The sequence below is a fragment of the Wansuia hejianensis genome (genome assembly GCF_014337215.1).
Lineage (GTDB): Bacteria > Bacillota > Clostridia > Lachnospirales > Lachnospiraceae > Scatomonas > Scatomonas hejianensis.
In genome coordinates this window covers 1,325,289-1,341,667 of record NZ_CP060635.1, presented here as the reverse complement: position 1 = coordinate 1,341,667, position 16,379 = coordinate 1,325,289, and the positions used below count along the sequence as shown (strand labels likewise).

Below are 16,379 nucleotides of genomic sequence, written 5' to 3'. Positions count from 1 at the left end.
GTAATTATATATGTTACAGTAATGAATGTCAAGCAAATATGAAAATAAATATCAAAACCAGTCATGGCCCTGGGAATGGAGAGTGCCGTATGTGCCATGAGAAAGATAGGCAGGAGGAGAGCTGTGTGGTATAATAAAAATCAGACAGCTCCGTTAAGAGCAGAGCGGTTGGAAAGGGACAATTCTATGGAGAAAAATTATCGTGCGGAACTGACGGCAGTGTTCGGTGATCCGGTGGACGGCAATCCTACGGGAGTGATGGAGGAAGCCGCCTATGAAGCGCTGGGTCTGAATTACCGGTATCTGACTCTGCGTGTGAAGAAGGAAGACCTGGAGGCTGCGGTGAAAGGGGCGAAGGCATTCGGCATGAAGGGGTATAATCTGACCATGCCACATAAAACAGCGGTCATCCCATATCTGGACTGCCTGACTCCGGCAGCGGAAATCATAGGAGCGGTGAACACGGTCGTGTGCCGGAACGGAAAATGGACCGGTGAAAATACGGACGGAAAAGGGTTTGTGCTGTCGTTGAAAAGAGATGGGATTAAACCGGAGGGCAAGAGGATCACCCTTCTGGGAGCAGGAGGAGCTGCGCGGGCAATCGGCGTCGAGTGTGCTCTTGCCGGGGCGGAGCATATCACTGTGTTGAACCGGGATGTAGGCCGCGGAGAAGAGCTGGCGGGGCTGATCGGCCGGAAAACCGGGGCAGAGGCGGAATTCTGTCCGTGGACGGAACAGGCCAGGATTCCGGAAGGGACAGATATCCTGATCCAGGCGACCTGTGTGGGGTTGTATCCGGACAGCGGCAGGAAACCGGATATCGCTTATGATACAGTGACAGACCGGATGGTGGTGTGTGATGTAGTATTTAATCCGGAGCGCCCGCTGTTTCTACAGGAGGCAGAGAGACGGGGAGCCAGGATAGTTACCGGTATGGGAATGCTGGTTCATCAGGGTGCTCTGAACTTTGAACTCTGGACAGGCAAGAAGGCGCCGTTGGAGATTATGTATCAAGCACTGGCGAGAGAATTTGGGGCTTCTCAAATTGGCCTGCCGTGATATAATGGTCAGGAAGAGATTTGGAATAAAGTTATCAGTCACAGAGCTGGCAGCGATAGATGAAACGGCGGCATAACAGACGGCAGGGGAATAAACAGCAATGAAATAAGCAGCACGGATAGAGAATAAACTCAGACAAAGAGACAGTGAACACCGAAGGAGGTAGAATATGAGAATCTTAGTGACAGGAGGCGCCGGATATATAGGCAGCCATACATGTGTGGAACTGCTGAAGGAAGGCTATGATGTGACGATTGTCGATAATCTGTACAATGCCAGCGAAAAAGCCGTCGAACGTGTGGAGCGGATCACCGGAAAAAAGGTGACTTTTTATAAGGAAGATATCTGCAGCCGTACAGCGATGGAACAGATTTTTGAGCGGGAAGCGGTGGATGCGGTCATACATTTTGCGGGATACAAGGCAGTGGGCGAATCTGTGGCAAAGCCGGTGGAATATTACCAGAATAATCTGGTCGGGACTCTGACTCTCTGTGACGTGATGAGAAAACACGGAGTAAAAAATATCATTTTCAGCTCTTCCGCAACCGTATACGGGGACCCTGCCGAGATACCGATTACTGAGAATTGTCCCAAAGGGACATGCACGAACCCTTACGGGTGGACGAAATGGATGCTGGAACAGGTGCTGACGGATATCCAGACGGCTGATCCGGAATGGAACGTGATCCTTCTTCGTTATTTCAACCCGATTGGGGCGCATAAGAGCGGTTTGATCGGTGAAGATCCCAAGGGGATTCCCAATAACCTGCTGCCTTATGTGGCGCAGGTCGCCATCGGTAAGCTGAAATGTCTCGGTGTGTTCGGCAATGATTATGACACGCCTGACGGCACAGGCGTCCGGGATTACATACATGTGGTGGACCTGGCCAGAGGTCATGTAAAAGCCGTTCAGAAGCTGGCTGCCAGAGAAGGAGTCAGCATATATAACCTGGGGACGGGAAAAGGGTACAGCGTGCTGGATGTGGTTCATGCCTTTGAAAAGGCCTGCGGCCATGAGATCCCCTATGAGATTAAGCCTAGACGGGCAGGAGATATCGCGGCTTGTTACTGTGATCCCCGCAAAGCCAGAGAAGAGCTGGGCTGGGAAGCGGCGTATGGGATTGAAGAAATGTGTGAGGATTCCTGGAGATGGCAGACACAGAATCCCGATGGATACGGCGAATAATGTCACCCCGGGTCGGCAGAATGCTTTGATTTACACGGGATTCTAATTGAAAGGCAATATGCTCTGTGGTAGAATGGTTACATGTCGGATATGCCGACGGGAGGATACTGTATGACCGGAAAAAGCACGTTGCTTAAGATAACGTCTGTTCTGCTGATCGTGTTCGGAGCTATGGCTGTGCTCATGAACGGGATAGCGCTGGCAGGCATGAATGTACTGAACCAATGGGCCCTGGCAATGGGCGGGGCCAGCCTGCCGCTGGGAGTGTATATCTTTTCATTGCTGGCTTCCGCGCTGGAGCTGGCGGCCGGAATCATGGGCCTTGCATGGAAGTCGCGCGGTGTTTTGATGGGGATCGGAATGGCTGTGGTGATTGTGGCGTTTATATCGCTGATCGTGAATACGGTTGTCGACGGATTTCAGGTTATGAATTTGCTCAGCCTCATTTTACCGGTGCTGTATGTGGCAGGCGCAGTAAAATCTGAATAAGGACAGGCTATTTGAAAGGGCTGCTTCAGGGCAGCCTTTTTTCCTGCTCAATCCAGACGGCAGCAGATTGCTTTTTAGAAAGAATTATATTAATATATTGCTATTACATATGATAAGACACGAGAGAGGAAGAAGCTGACATGGTACTGCTCCGTAGAGATGATATAGATATTGGGCAGATTTGTGATTCGGGACAGTGCTTCCGTATGGAAAACATGGGTGGGGGCAGGTTTTCCATGGTGGCGGGGGATCATTATCTGGAAATCGAGCAGAATAAAAAGGGGCTGCTGTTCCGCTGTGAAGAAGAAACGTTTGAAAGTATCTGGAAGGATTATTTTGATCTGGATACGGATTACCAGTCCATTCGGAAGAAGATTGACAGCGGGGACAGCTATCTGGCGCGCGCCGCTGAATTCGGGAAAGGGATCAGGATACTGAGGCAGGATCTGTGGGAGATGGTTATTACATTTATCATTTCCCAGCAAAACCATATTAAGAGAATCCGCAGGATCATCGGGCTTCTCTGTGAAAAATACGGGGAACGGAGAAGATGTCCGGAGAGCAGCCAGGGAGACAGAAGGTTTTATGATACGTTTCCGGGGCCGGAACGGCTGGCAGCTGCAGGGCTGGAGGAGCTGCGGGAGTGCAACCTGGGCTACCGCGCACGGTACGTGAAAGAGACGGCAGAACAGATACTGAAGGGTGACGTAATACTGGAAGAGATCGCCGGGCTGGAATATCCGGCGGCTAAACAGGAATTATTGCGCTGCTGCGGGGTGGGAAGCAAAGTAGCCGACTGCATCTGCCTGTTCGGGCTGCATATGCTGCAGGCGTTTCCGGTGGATACACACATCCGGCAGATACTGGCGCTGCATTATCCAGAGGGATTCCCTTTTGATAGGTATCAGGGCTATGAAGGTGTTTTCCAGCAGTATCTGTTCTACTTTGATCTGTTTGGGGAGAAAGGCGGCGCAGCCAGGGACATTTCGTAGCCCTGTGAACACGCTGGCCTCAGGAATATAAGCAAGAAAGGAAAATAAAGTGGAAGCATTGATACAAATGGATGGAAATATACTGCTGTGGATTCAGGACCATCTGCGAAACCCGGTTCTGACCCCGGTAGTGAAAGCAATTACTTCACTGGGCAATTCTGGGATTTTTTGGATTCTTCTGACAATTCTGCTGCTGTTATTCAGAAGGACGAGAAAGGCGGGTATTGCCAGCGCGGTTGCTTTAATAATTTCATTTATAATGGTAAATCTGATTGTAAAAAATGTAGTGAACCGGACGAGACCCTATGAAGTGGTAGAAGGTCTCAGGTGCCTGGTGGAAAGGCAGATGGACGCCTCTTTTCCGTCCGGCCATGCTTCGGCCTCTTTTGCGTCGTCAGTCGCCCTGCTGATGTATCTGCCTTGGAAAAAGGCCGCTGCCGGGCTTGTTATACTGGCTGGAATTATCGCATTTTCGAGGCTGTATGTGGGTGTCCATTATCCAACAGATGTACTCGCGGGTATACTTTTCGGTATACTGTCGGCTGTTCTCGCCGTCTGGCTGATCCGGTACGTTGAGAAGGTTCAGAGAAAAAAGAAAGGGGAAGAAAGCCTGTGAAATATCTGATCATAGGGGCAGGCGGAACCGGCGGCTGCCTGGGAGCATATCTAAGAAAAGCCGGGCAGGATGTCACGTGGATTGCCAGAGGAAAGCATCTGGAAGCGTTGAGAGAAAAAGGGCTGGAGGCCCATACGGCGGGAGCCGGTGATTTTCGGCTGTCTCCAGTAAGCGCGTATACCATGGAAGAATATTCTGACAGTCCGGATGTGGTCTTTGTATGTGTAAAATATTATTCCCTCGGAGAGTGTGTCCCCTTTTTAAAACGTGTTTGCAACAGCCATACGGCAGTCATTCCCGTTTTAAATGTATTCGGGACCGGGGGCAGCTTGCAGGAGCAGCTGCCGGAGATCCCTGTTCTGGACGGATGTATTTATATCTACGGAAAGATTGAGAAACCGGGTGTGATTGTTCAGCCTTCACCAATCTTCCGGGTGTTTTTCGGTTACCGCCCCGGACAGCCGAAGCGGGAGGAGGAGAATCTCCTGCAGGTGGAGCGGGATCTGAAGGCAGCAGGGATAGAGGGGCATTTTACCCCGCAGATCCGCAGGGACGCCCTTCAGAAATTCAGCTACGTTTCTCCGGTGGGGGCTGCCGGGCTGTATTACGGCGCGACAGCGGGAGATTTTACAGTTCCCGGAGAGAAACAGGACCTGGTCATCACTCTGATCCGGGAGATTGAGGCGATCGGGCAGGCCATGGGAATTACCTTTGAACAGGATCTGACGGAAGTGAATCTGGAGATACTGAAGGGACTGGAAAAAGATGCGGATACATCCATGCAGAGAGATGTGGCTGCCGGCCGGCCTTCAGAAGCAGAAGGGTTGATACATAATGTTGTGGAACTGGCCGGAAAATATGGGCTGGTATGTCCCGGATACCGGATGGTCAGCCGATGGGCCAGGGAAAGAGGATTGTAAAAAAAGTTACTCAATTTTTAAGAAAGTTACAAAAAAATTAAATCCTTTTATGGGTGAAAAATAGCATATTATGTATAGCGCCCGCAGAAAGACCACAACTTCCTGTGGTTGGACAGTGATAATGGAAAAAAGCCTCATTTTTGGGGCTTTTTTAATGGAGATTTTTGTGGTATAATGAGGCCTGAACATAAAAAACGGTGTAAATGACAGTGAATTATGTCAATGAGTATACATTTAGCGAACGAAGTATGAGACAAAAGCGAGGGTTATTTCATGAGGGCACAGAAGAAAAATGTTGTGAAATTGTTAAGCTTATTCCTGGCAGTCCTGCTGGCAGCCGGAGGGGTTTTGACCGTATCGGCCGGTGCAGACGAGGAGGAAAAGCCAGACAGCAAGGAAGCGGTGATTTATCTGGATACACGCAAGGGTGATGACTCCAATGACGGCCTTACCGCCGGGAAGCCGCTGAAGACCGTGCAGGCGGTACAGAAATATTTTGATAAAATAGAAGCAGAAAAAGAAGAAGATAAAGAAAACAAAGAAAATCAGACAGTGAAAAAAATAGTGGTCCTCTGTGGTAAGACGGAGTTGACATCTGAACAGAAAAAAGAATTTGAAGCGGAAAAACTGACAGCCATGACCGCAGAAGAATATAAAAAATATAACGAGGCGACAGATTCAGGAGCGCAGCCATCTCCGACGCCGGCACCCAGTCAGTCGCCGGAGCCATCCGTATCGCCGTCGCCAACGGCAACGCCGGAGCCTACAGTGACAGCGGCACCAACGGCAACACCGGAACCTACAGTGACAGTGACGCCAACCGTGACACCATCGCCCACAGCATCTCCGACGCCTGGAGTGACGCCAACCGTGATACCGTCGCCCACAGCATCTCCGACGCCTACTGTGACGCCAACGCCCACTGTAACTGTGACGCCTACTGAGGCGCCGTCCCCGACAGTGAGCCCAAGTCCGTCTGAGACGCCGGACGACGGGAAGAATGCAGTGACGCCAGCTCCAACAGTGACGCCTGCCCCTGATAACAGTGGAGAAGGAAAAACCACGCCTTCAACGGCGGAAGATCCTGCAGAAGAAGGGGCTGATGGAAATAAAGCGCAGTTCCGCACTTTCCGCGCGTTTATCATGAACCATAAAGACGGCGGCGATCCGCCGCAGGATACAGCCACAGGGGAAGAAAACCGGGAAGAGGAACATCTGACCGCGTCGGCAGCAGAAGGGAATCCTCTTCTGGCCGCGCCCGCTGTGGTGAATCCTTCTGCTGTTAATGAGGTGAAGCCCCAGAACCTGAGAAAACTGCCGGGTACAGATCTGGTGGGAAATGGCACGCCATCCGCGTCCACGGGGTCTGGCAGCTCTTCAGGCGCTTCCTCCGGCAGCTCCGGTTCTTCAGGCAAGACACAGAATGCCGGCAGCCACAGTCTGACGCCTCAGGTTTCCGCCCCGGTAAAGACAGGAGACCTGTCGCAGATGTATCCGTTTATCATCAGCCTGTGCATGGCGATTTTGGCCTGTGCCGTTCTGTATCGTCTGATGCTGGAGAATAAGAGAAGAATGAGAAACGCAGGCTATCGCGCAGAGCTGGATAAATTCCGTGAGGACTGCAGAATCTAGTAACAACCCGAGGCATTACGTATCGCTGTTTGGTGTAAAATCAAGGTCTAAAACGTACAACCCTTCCATATATAATGTATGGGAGGGTTCTTTTATGGAACAGACAAAATTATCCAGACGGAAGATACTGTCGGTAGTGAAAGCGCTGCTGGCAGCTTACGGGGTCACTGCAGTGCTGCTCCTGATACTGGCCCTGCTCCTTTTAAAGCTGAATCTGTCAGAGGGGATAGTGGCCATAGGAATTATGGCGACCTACCTGATATCCTGTTTCCTGGGCGGATTCCTGCTGGGAAAAGGAGTGCGGAAAAACAAATTTCTATGGGGGCTGATCCTGGGCGTAGTCTATTTCGTCCTGCTGATCATCCTTTCAGGAATCGCCAGCCCCGGAAATTTCGGAGGCTTCGGCCGTATGATCTCCACATTCCTCTTATGCGCAGCCGGCGGAATGGTAGGCGGAATGCTATCCTGAGAAAAAACCATCCACAGAAAAAAACACTTTAAAAATGAAGGGGCGTATGGTATAATGTCCACGAAAGCAATGAGCAGTGCAAAATAAGACGAATTTAAATTGACGTTGTGCTCGCACATAAGGCAATTTAAATTTGGCTTATTTTATAGGGCGAAGCCCGTGAGCCCGTAAAACCTCAGGTTTTGCGGGCGGTACTGCGGCTGGCAGAGAGGCCAAGCGTCAAATTTAATGAAAGGCGAAGCCCGTGAGCCCGTAAACCTGAGGTTTTGCGGGCGGCGCTGCGGCCGGCAGAGAGGCCACGCCTCCCAAGCCATTGCAAATACCAGCTGAGAAAGGAGGAAGGGACTATGAAACATATCAAGACATTGAATACGAAGAATCTTCAGAATACAGTTAAAAAAGGTGGATGCGGCGAATGCCAGACATCCTGCCAGTCTGCCTGCAAGACATCCTGTACCGTAGGCAACCAGAGCTGCGAGCATACAAAATAAGAAGAGCTGAGACAGATTTTCTATGAGGTGTTCCTGATGCCGGGTAACCGGAATCAGGAACACCATTTTCTTGAACCACAGGACAACACTTGAGAAAAGAGGTTTACCCGTGATACACCAATATAAAAATAACGGTTTTAACATGGTTCTTGATGTGAACAGCGGCTCCGTCCATGTGGTGGATGACGTCGTGTATGACATGCTGGAGCTGATGGACCGGCAGATTTCGCCGGAAGATATTTCAGAAGCCCTGAAGGGAAAATATGCGCCTGAGGAGATTGGGGAAGCATGCGCTGAGGTACGGGAGCTGACGGATGAGGGCATGCTGTTTACCGAAGATGTTTACCGGAATGCGATTGACCATTTTAAGGACAGACCTGCCGTGGTTAAGGCTTTGTGCCTGCATATCGCCCATGACTGCAATCTGGCATGCAGGTATTGTTTTGCGGAGGAAGGCGAATATCATGGCAGAAGAGCCCTGATGTCCCTGGAGGTGGGCAAAAAGGCTCTGGATTTTCTGATTGCGAATTCGGGAAGCCGCAGGAATCTGGAAGTGGATTTCTTTGGCGGTGAGCCGCTGATGAATTGGCAGGTGGTTAAAGAGCTGGTGGCTTACGGGCGCGAACAGGAGAAGAAGCATGACAAGAATTTCCGTTTCACCCTTACTACAAACGGAGTCCTTCTGAATGACGAGGTGATGGAATTCTGCAACCGGGAGATGGGCAACGTGGTTCTGAGCATTGACGGGCGGCAGGAGGTCCACGACCGGATGCGTCCGTTCCGGAAAGGGGCCGGCAGCTACAGCCTGATCGTTCCCAAATTCCAGAAGTTTGCTGAGAGCCGTCATCAGGACAAATATTATGTGAGAGGCACCTTTACCCGTTACAATCTGGACTTTGCCGCCGATGTGCTGCATCTGGCCGATCTAGGATTTAAGCAGATCTCCGTGGAACCGGTGGTGGCGCCGGCCTCTGCTGATTATGCGATCCGCAGAGAAGATCTGCCCGTCATCATGGAGCAATACGATATCCTGGCCAGAGAAATGATCCGGAGGCAGAGAGAGGGGAGAGGCTTCAACTTTTTCCATTTCATGATAGATCTGACCGGCGGTCCCTGCGTGTATAAGAGGCTTTCAGGCTGCGGATCAGGAACTGAATATCTGGCGGTTACCCCATGGGGAGATTTCTATCCCTGCCATCAGTTTGTGGGGGAAGAACAATTCTGCCTGGGGAATGTGGAACAGGGCATCAGGCGGACAGACATCTGCAATGAGTTTAAACAGTGCAATGTTTATTCCAAAGAGGAATGTTCCAAGTGCTTTGCCAGATTTTACTGCAGCGGCGGATGCGCCGCCAATTCCTGGAATTTCACGGGAAAGATCAATGATATTTATGAAATCGGATGTGCCATGCAACGCAAGCGGATTGAATGTGCATTGATGATAAAAGCGGCACTGGCCGACGAATAATATGTAGAAGAGGGAAAGAACATGAAGAAAAAACAGAGTATTGTTATTCTGGTCATCTGTGCGGTTCTGACGGTGCTTCTTGGCTTCACTGCCATCAAGGGATGGGGGCCGACGGGTACCGGGAGCATGGCGAATATCCGCACGGGACTGGATCTTTCCGGCGGCGTCAGCATCACGTATCAGACGAAGACGGAGAATCCTTCGCAGGAAGATATGGACGACACAATTTACAAGCTGCAGCAGCGTGTTTTCCAGTACAGCAATGAGGCACAGGTATATCAGCAGGGGTCTAACCGGATCAATATCGAGATTCCGGGGGAGAACGACGCCAACGCGATTCTGGAAGAGCTGGGCAAACCGGGTTCGCTGGTATTCCAGGATGAGAGCGGTAATACAGTCCTTGAGGGAACGGATATCGCAGACGCGCAGGGTGTGGCGAGAACAGATTCTACGACCGGACAGCGGGAATATATGGTAGACCTGACGCTCACTGAGGCAGGCAAATCCAAATTTGCCGAGGCTACCACAAACAACGTGGGCAAGAGGATTTCTATCGTATACGACGGTGAAGTAATCAGTTCACCTACGGTTAAAAGTGCGATCACAGAGGGCACGGCCCAGATTGACGGCATGGCCGGGATTGACGAGGCCAAAAACCTGGCGGCTGTTATCCGTATCGGCTCCCTGTCTCTGGAGCTTGAAGAGATCTATTCTAATGTGGTCGGAGCACAGCTGGGCCAGGATGCGCTGAGCAGCAGCGTGATGGCCGGTGCTATAGGGGTTCTGATTGTCATTATATTTATGATTTTTGCATATAGGATATCCGGCCTGGCAGCGGGCTGGGCCCTGGTGGTATTCACTTTCCTGGACCTGATATGTCTGAACGCCTTTGATGTTACGCTGACATTGCCCGGAATTGCGGGCGTCATTCTGACGATAGGAATGGCTGTGGATGCCAACGTAATTATCTATGCGCGAATGCGGGAAGAGCTGACAGCGGGCAGAGGGCTTCACGGTTCCATTCAGGCGGGCTTTAAAAAGGCTTTTTCAGCGATCTTTGACGGCAACGTGACAACTTTGATTGCAGCGGCAGTGCTCTATCTGCTGGGAACCGGAAGTATCCGCGGGTTTGCGATTACGCTGGCCATGGGTATTGTGCTGTCCATGTTCTCAGCTCTTGTGGTATCCAGAGTGCTGAGTTATGCGTTCTATGGCGCAGGCATCCGGAATGAGAAATTTTATGGCAAAATCAAAGCCCACAAGCCGATCAATTTTGTCGGCAAGAAAAATCTTGTGTTCATCATCTCGGCAGTCCTGATTCTTTCAGCGCCTGTGGGGATGGCGGTTTATAACGCCAATACCGGAAAAGCCCTGAATTACAGCCTTGATTTCATTGGCGGGACGGCTACCACAGTGGATTTTGGTGAAAAGCTGAGCCTCAGCGATCTGGACAGCCAGGTACAGCCGGTGGTGTCAGAGGTAACCGGGGATGCGAATGTCCAGTTCCAGCAGATTAACGGCACTGATCAGGTGATCATTAAGACAAGAGAGTTGAATGTGGATGAAAGAGAGCAGCTGAATACAGCCCTTGCCGGAAAGTTCTCGAATATTAAAGCGGCAGAGATTACGGCAGAAAATATTTCTTCCACGATCAGCGGGGAAATGCGGTCAAACGCCATGAAGGCCGTAGTAATCGCGGTAATCTTTATGCTTTTGTATATCTGGTTCCGTTTCCGGGATCTCCGGTTCGCTTCCAGCGCGGTGCTCGCCCTGGTGCATGATATTCTCATTGTGCTGGCCTTCTACGTATTATCCCGTTTCTCGGTGGGCAGCACTTTTATAGCTGTCATGCTGACGATCCTCGGCTATTCGATCAACGCCACTATCGTAATCTTTGACCGGATCCGGGAGAATCTGTCAATTATGAAGGGCAGCAGCCTGAAACTGATTGTGAATACGTCTGTAACCCAGACTCTTACGAGAAGCATCTATTCTTCTCTTACGACGTTTATCACAATTTTTGTGCTGTACCTGTTGGGTGTTCCGTCAGTAAGGGAATTTGCCCTTCCGATCATCGTGGGAATTCTCGTGGGAGCCTATTCTTCCGTATGCCTGACCGGCTCTCTGTGGTATATCATGAAGACGAAGCTGGGCAAAAAGAAGATCATAGACAAAGAGGAAGTGCCGGAGCTTTCGGCGGCGGAAACATCCGTACCGGGCGCCAGCGCAAAACCGGCGCCTGTGAAGGCAGCCTCTGCGGCGCCTAAGAAAAAAACCGCAAAGAAAGACAGATCAGAACTGCAGAGCGTAAAACCTAAGAAAGGCAGACGCAGGAGATAGTAATGGAGGGACAGAAGCTTACAGTTTCTGTCCCCCTTTGCTTTCTTCCTGTTCAGGAGATACTATGGAAAAATGGGTTGTGACGGCAAAACGTGCCGATTTTAACGGCATTGCCGGGAGATTTTCAATTGATCCGGTGCTGGCCCGGCTGATACGGAACCGGGATGTGGTCGGGGATGAAGAAATTGAGAAATATCTGTATGGAGGGCTTTCAGACCTGTATCCTCCGGAGCAGATGAAGGGGATGCGAGAGGCAGGCGAGCTTTTGCTGCAGAAGATCAGGGAGCGGAAACCGATCCGGGTGATTGGAGATTACGATATCGACGGGGTGATGTCTTCTTATATATTACAGACAGGACTGAAGCGCCTGGGTGCTGTCTGTGATGTGCGGATACCAGAGAGGATCAGGGACGGGTATGGCCTGAATGAAAGCCTGGTGCGCCAGGCAGGCGGTGACGGCATTGATACGATTGTGACCTGTGATAACGGAATCGCGGCGTCCGGGCAGATTGCCCTGGCCCGCGAACTGGGCATGTCCGCGGTGGTGACCGACCATCATGAGATTCCCTATTCTGAACAAGAGGATGGAACCCGTGAATACATACTTCCGCCTGCAGATGCGGTGATTAATCCCAAACAGCCGGGCTGCGGGTACCCCTTTAAGGGTCTTTGCGGCGCCGGTGTAGCCTGGAAGCTGGTCTGTTATCTCTATAGCCAGTCAGGCATACCGGAAAAGGAGCAGGAGGACTTTCTGGAATTCGTGGGCATTGCCACGGTCGGAGACGTGATGGACCTTCAGGGGGAAAACAGGATTCTGGTAAAAGAAGGCCTGAAACGTCTCCACAGGACGGAAAATCCAGGACTCCTGGAACTGATCTCACAGAACGGCCTGGAGCCGTCCCAGATAGACGTCTATCACATCGGATTTGTGCTGGGACCCTGCCTGAATGCCAGCGGGAGGCTGGATACGGCGAAACGCGCCCTGGCTCTTCTGACAGCGGAAAGCAGGGAAGAGGCGGCGCGGCTGGCAGGAGATCTGAAAGCCCTGAACGAAAGCCGGAAGGAAATGACGGCGCAGGGGGTGGAAGAAGCCATCAGCCTGGTGGAGTCCACATCGCTGAGAGACGACAGGGTCCTGGTGGTCTATCTGCCGGATTGCCACGAAAGCCTGGCCGGGATCATCGCCGGAAGGCTGAAAGAATATTACCACAGGCCTTCCTTCGTGCTGACGGGGACGGAAGAAGGGGCGAAGGGTTCCGGCCGTTCTATTGAAGCCTATTCCATGTATGAGGAGCTTTGCCGGTGCCGGGAGTATTTAACGCGCTTTGGCGGTCATCCGATGGCTGCCGGAATTTCTCTGGAGGAGAAGAACATACCGTTATTCCGGAAGAGGATCAATGAACTGTGTGCGCTCTCGGAAGAAGATCTGATCCCCAAAATCACCATAGACGTACCCATGCCCATACGCTATGTCAGCCGGGAGCTGCTGGAGCAGATGGAGCTCCTGAAGCCCTTCGGAAAGGGAAATCCCAGGCCTCTCTTCGCAGAAAAAAAGATGAAGGTGTTGAATCCCAGAATTTTTGGCAAAAATAGAAATGTAGTAAAAATGCAGGTGGTGGACGAAAACGGCTGCGCGATGGACGGAGTTTACTTCGGGGACGCCAGCGGATTCACCGACTACGCCGCCGCCCATCCCCAGCTGTCCCTGGTCTATTATCCCAGTATCAACAGTTACATGGGCCGCGAAACCCTGCAAATCACAATCACCAACTACCAATAATCACTCCGCTTGCAAGCAAAATCGTTGATTCTGCGCTGAAATAATGGTATACTTTAAGTTACGATGTCGAAAAAAGGAGATTGGCTATGAAAAAGTTGGAAGAGTATGTGAGAAGTATTCCGGATTTTCCTGAGCCGGGGATTATATTCAGAGATGTGACCAGCATACTGCAGGACGCGGACGGGCTGAAGCTCGCAATCGACTCATTGCAGGGGCTGCTTGAAGGTTTAGATTTTGATGTGGTTGTGGGAACGGAATCCAGGGGATTTATTTTTGGAGTTCCGGTCGCATACAATTTACATAAACCGTTTGTTCCGGTTCGCAAGAAAGGCAAGCTTCCCTGTGAGACGGTGGAAGCCAGCTATGAACTGGAATATGGAAGCGCTGTCATTGAGATGCACAGGGATTCTATCAAGCCCGGGGACCGGGTTGTGCTGGTGGATGATCTGATTGCCACAGGCGGAACGATTGAAGCCTGTGCGAGAATGGTGGAAGGGCTTGGCGGTGAAGTGGTCAGGATGATTTTCGTTATGGAGCTGGCAGGACTGAACGGCAGAGACCGGCTGAAAAAATATGATGTAGCTTCTGTCATCCGTTATGAGGGAAAGTGAAAGTTAGGGTAGGCTTATGGAAACAGACGCAAGGGACGCAAAAGGAAAAGAAGAAATATTGGAAGAAGAGATTGCAGCCGTTGACGCCAATGTGAAAACGATGGAGGACTTTACAAGCCCGGAGCAATTATATGAGGAACTGATCACCAGCGTGAAGAAGTATCATCCTTCTGCCGATCTTTCCCTGATTGAAAAGGCATACCGTATGGCGGACGGCGCACACAAGGGGCAGGTGCGCAAATCAGGAGAACCGTATATCATCCATCCGTTGTGTGTGGCGATTATCCTGGCGGATCTGGAGCTTGACAAGGAGAGTATAGCTGCCGGCCTTCTTCATGATGTGGTGGAAGACACCATCATGACGAAGGAAGAGCTGGCCGGCGAGTTCGGGGGTGAGGTTGCTCTTCTGGTGGACGGCGTTACCAAGCTGGGCCAGTTGAATTATTCGGCGGACAAAATTGAGGAGCAGGCGGAGAATCTGAGGAAGATGTTCCTGGCCATGGCCCGTGATATACGGGTGATTCTTGTGAAGCTGGCTGACCGTCTTCACAATATGCGGACGTTGAAATATATGTCTCCGGAGAAGCAGAAGGAAAAGGCCAGAGAAACCATGGATATCTATGCGCCCATCGCGCAGCGCCTGGGTATTTCCAAGATCAAAGTGGAGCTGGATGACTTGTCTCTGAAGTACCTTCAGCCGGAGGCCTATTACGATCTGGTTCATCAGATTAACCAGAAGAAGGATGAAAGACAGAGGTTTGTCAATCAGATTGTGGTTGACGTGAAAAAGCATATAGACGAGGCGGGAATCGAGGCGCAGGTCAGCGGAAGGATCAAGCATTTCTTCAGCATTTACAAGAAAATGGTGAATCAGGAGAAGACACTGGATCAGATCTACGACCTGTTCGCGGTGCGGATCATTGTGGAGACTGTGAAGGACTGCTATGCGGCCCTGGGCGTCATCCATGAGATGTACACGCCGATCCCCGGCCGTTTCAAGGATTATATCGCCATGCCGAAGCCCAACATGTATCAGTCTCTCCATACGACGCTGATAGGACCCAACGGCCAGCCTTTCGAGATTCAGATCAGGACCTTTGAGATGCACAGGACCGCAGAATACGGCATTGCGGCCCACTGGAAATATAAAGAGGCCTCCGACGGCAAGAAATCCGGGCCGGAGCGTGAGGAAGAGAAGCTGAACTGGCTGCGCCAGATTCTGGAATGGCAGCAGGATATGTCCGACAACCGGGAGTTCATGAGCCTCTTAAAGAGCGATTTAGACCTTTTTACCGACAATGTGTACTGTTTTTCCCCGGCGGGCGACGTGAAGACACTGCCCACTGGCTCCTGCACCATAGATTTTGCCTATACGGTCCATACGGCGGTGGGCAACCGGATGGTGGGCGCCAGGGTCAACGGCAAGCTGGTACCCATCGAGACGGAGCTGCACAACGGCGACCGGGTGGAGATCATCACCTCCCAGAATTCCAAAGGGCCCAGCCGTGACTGGCTGAAGGTGGTGAAGAGCACCCAGGCCAAGAACCGCATTAACCAGTGGTTCCGGCAGGAACTGAAGGAGGATAATATCCTCAAGGGCAAGGAGATGCTGAACAGCTACGCCAAGCTGAAGGGCAAGGTTCTCGGCATCTATCTGAAGCCTCACTACATGGAGGCTGTCATGAGAAAGTACGGATTCCGTGACTGGGATTCCGTGCTGGCCGCAATCGGGCACGGAGGCCTGAAGGAAGGCCAGGTGCTGAATAAGCTTCTGGAGGTCTGGGAAAAAGAGCACAAGAAAGAGATTACGGATAAAGAAGTGCTGGATGCCGCTTCGGAGGCAAAAGCTGAGCTTCCGGTGGCCGGTAGCAGAGGCGGCATTACCGTCCATGGCATCAACGACGTTGCCGTCCGTTTCTCCAAATGCTGCAGCCCCATACCGGGCGATGAAATCGTAGGATTTGTGACCAGAGGCAGGGGGATTACGATTCACCGGACGGACTGTGTGAATATCATGAATCTTCCCTCAACAGAACGGGAACGCCTGATCGAGGCGGAATGGCAGCCGGAACAGGCCGGGGGCCAGCTGTATACGGTGGAGATCAACGTCTACGCTAACAACAGGACGGGGCTTCTGGTGGATATCTCTAAGATTTTCACAGAGAGAAAGATCGATCTGAGCGCGATGAATGTCCGGACCAGCAAGCAGGGGACGGCGACTATCGACATGACCTTTGACGTTAACAGCAAGGAAGAGCTGCATGCGCTGGTGGAAAAGATCCGCCAGGTGGAAAGTGTAATTGATATAGAACGTTCGAAAGGATGA

The 16,379-nt window shown here is 51.4% G+C and carries 14 protein-coding genes; all 14 read left to right on the top strand.

Annotation, left to right across the window (positions count from 1 at the left end; translation table 11 throughout):
* Window positions 1–123 precede the first annotated feature (123 nt).
* The 14 genes from aroE to H9Q79_RS06105 all read left to right on the top strand — a co-directional run bounded on the left by aroE (window position 124) and on the right by H9Q79_RS06105 (window position 16,379).
* Window positions 124–1,059, top strand: coding sequence for a shikimate dehydrogenase (gene aroE / locus H9Q79_RS06170; RefSeq protein WP_249329428.1), 936 nt, complete (start codon window positions 124–126; stop codon window positions 1,057–1,059).
* A gap of 169 nt (window positions 1,060–1,228) precedes the next feature.
* Window positions 1,229–2,245, top strand: coding sequence for a UDP-glucose 4-epimerase GalE (gene galE / locus H9Q79_RS06165; RefSeq protein ID WP_249329427.1), 1,017 nt, complete (start codon window positions 1,229–1,231; stop codon window positions 2,243–2,245).
* A gap of 111 nt (window positions 2,246–2,356) precedes the next feature.
* On the top strand, window positions 2,357–2,734 hold the full coding sequence (locus tag H9Q79_RS06160) for a hypothetical protein (RefSeq protein ID WP_118643798.1): 378 nt from the start codon (window positions 2,357–2,359) through the stop codon (window positions 2,732–2,734).
* 140 nt (window positions 2,735–2,874) lie between these two features.
* On the top strand, window positions 2,875–3,726 hold the full coding sequence (locus H9Q79_RS06155; RefSeq protein WP_249329426.1) for a DNA-3-methyladenine glycosylase family protein: 852 nt from the start codon (window positions 2,875–2,877) through the stop codon (window positions 3,724–3,726).
* Window positions 3,727–3,775: 49 nt separating this feature from the next.
* Window positions 3,776–4,342, top strand: a complete 567-nt coding sequence (locus H9Q79_RS06150; protein ID WP_118643802.1) for a phosphatase PAP2 family protein — start codon at window positions 3,776–3,778, stop codon at window positions 4,340–4,342.
* Entirely contained in the window at window positions 4,339–5,262 is a 924-nt protein-coding gene (locus H9Q79_RS06145; protein ID WP_249329425.1) for a ketopantoate reductase family protein, read from the top strand. Before H9Q79_RS06150 ends, H9Q79_RS06145 begins: the two co-directional genes overlap by 4 nt.
* A gap of 297 nt (window positions 5,263–5,559) precedes the next feature.
* Window positions 5,560–6,894, top strand: coding sequence for a hypothetical protein (locus H9Q79_RS06140; RefSeq protein ID WP_147371423.1), 1,335 nt, complete (start codon window positions 5,560–5,562; stop codon window positions 6,892–6,894).
* A gap of 94 nt (window positions 6,895–6,988) precedes the next feature.
* A complete protein-coding gene (locus tag H9Q79_RS06135) occupies window positions 6,989–7,363 on the top strand; it encodes a TIGR04086 family membrane protein (RefSeq protein ID WP_118643806.1) in 375 nt (124 codons plus the stop codon).
* A gap of 347 nt (window positions 7,364–7,710) precedes the next feature.
* A complete protein-coding gene (gene scfA / locus H9Q79_RS06130) occupies window positions 7,711–7,854 on the top strand; it encodes a six-cysteine ranthipeptide SCIFF (protein WP_118643808.1) in 144 nt (47 codons plus the stop codon).
* 109 nt (window positions 7,855–7,963) lie between these two features.
* Window positions 7,964–9,322 (top strand): thioether cross-link-forming SCIFF peptide maturase, encoded by a 1,359-nt coding sequence (scfB, locus tag H9Q79_RS06125; RefSeq protein ID WP_249329424.1) that lies wholly within the window; start codon window positions 7,964–7,966, stop codon window positions 9,320–9,322.
* 21 nt (window positions 9,323–9,343) lie between these two features.
* Entirely contained in the window at window positions 9,344–11,662 is a 2,319-nt protein-coding gene (gene secD, locus H9Q79_RS06120) for a protein translocase subunit SecD (RefSeq protein WP_249329423.1), read from the top strand.
* Window positions 11,663–11,726: 64 nt separating this feature from the next.
* Window positions 11,727–13,442 carry a single-stranded-DNA-specific exonuclease RecJ gene (recJ, locus tag H9Q79_RS06115; RefSeq protein WP_249329422.1) on the top strand — a complete coding sequence of 572 codons (1,716 nt, stop codon included), beginning with the start codon at window positions 11,727–11,729 and terminating at the stop codon, window positions 13,440–13,442.
* An 86-nt stretch (window positions 13,443–13,528) separates the two neighbouring features.
* Window positions 13,529–14,053: an adenine phosphoribosyltransferase gene (locus H9Q79_RS06110; RefSeq protein WP_118643810.1), complete on the top strand. Its 525-nt coding sequence runs from the start codon at window positions 13,529–13,531 to the stop codon at window positions 14,051–14,053.
* 16 nt (window positions 14,054–14,069) lie between these two features.
* Window positions 14,070–16,379 carry a RelA/SpoT family protein gene (locus H9Q79_RS06105; protein WP_118643812.1) on the top strand — a complete coding sequence of 770 codons (2,310 nt, stop codon included), beginning with the start codon at window positions 14,070–14,072 and terminating at the stop codon, window positions 16,377–16,379.

Excerpts from the sequence above, each read along its gene's own strand:
- galE (WP_249329427.1), top strand. The coding sequence starts at position 1,229 with ATGAGAATCTTAGTGACAGGAGGCGCCGGATATATAGGCAGCCATACA.
- H9Q79_RS06160 (WP_118643798.1), top strand. The coding sequence starts at position 2,357 with ATGACCGGAAAAAGCACGTTGCTTAAGATAACGTCTGTTCTGCTGATC.
- H9Q79_RS06155 (WP_249329426.1), top strand. The coding sequence starts at position 2,875 with ATGGTACTGCTCCGTAGAGATGATATAGATATTGGGCAGATTTGTGAT.
- H9Q79_RS06135 (WP_118643806.1), top strand. The coding sequence starts at position 6,989 with ATGGAACAGACAAAATTATCCAGACGGAAGATACTGTCGGTAGTGAAA.
- scfA (WP_118643808.1), top strand. The coding sequence starts at position 7,711 with ATGAAACATATCAAGACATTGAATACGAAGAATCTTCAGAATACAGTT.
- secD (WP_249329423.1), top strand. The coding sequence starts at position 9,344 with ATGAAGAAAAAACAGAGTATTGTTATTCTGGTCATCTGTGCGGTTCTG.
- recJ (WP_249329422.1), top strand. The coding sequence starts at position 11,727 with ATGGAAAAATGGGTTGTGACGGCAAAACGTGCCGATTTTAACGGCATT.
- H9Q79_RS06110 (WP_118643810.1), top strand. The coding sequence starts at position 13,529 with ATGAAAAAGTTGGAAGAGTATGTGAGAAGTATTCCGGATTTTCCTGAG.
- H9Q79_RS06105 (WP_118643812.1), top strand. The coding sequence starts at position 14,070 with ATGGAAACAGACGCAAGGGACGCAAAAGGAAAAGAAGAAATATTGGAA.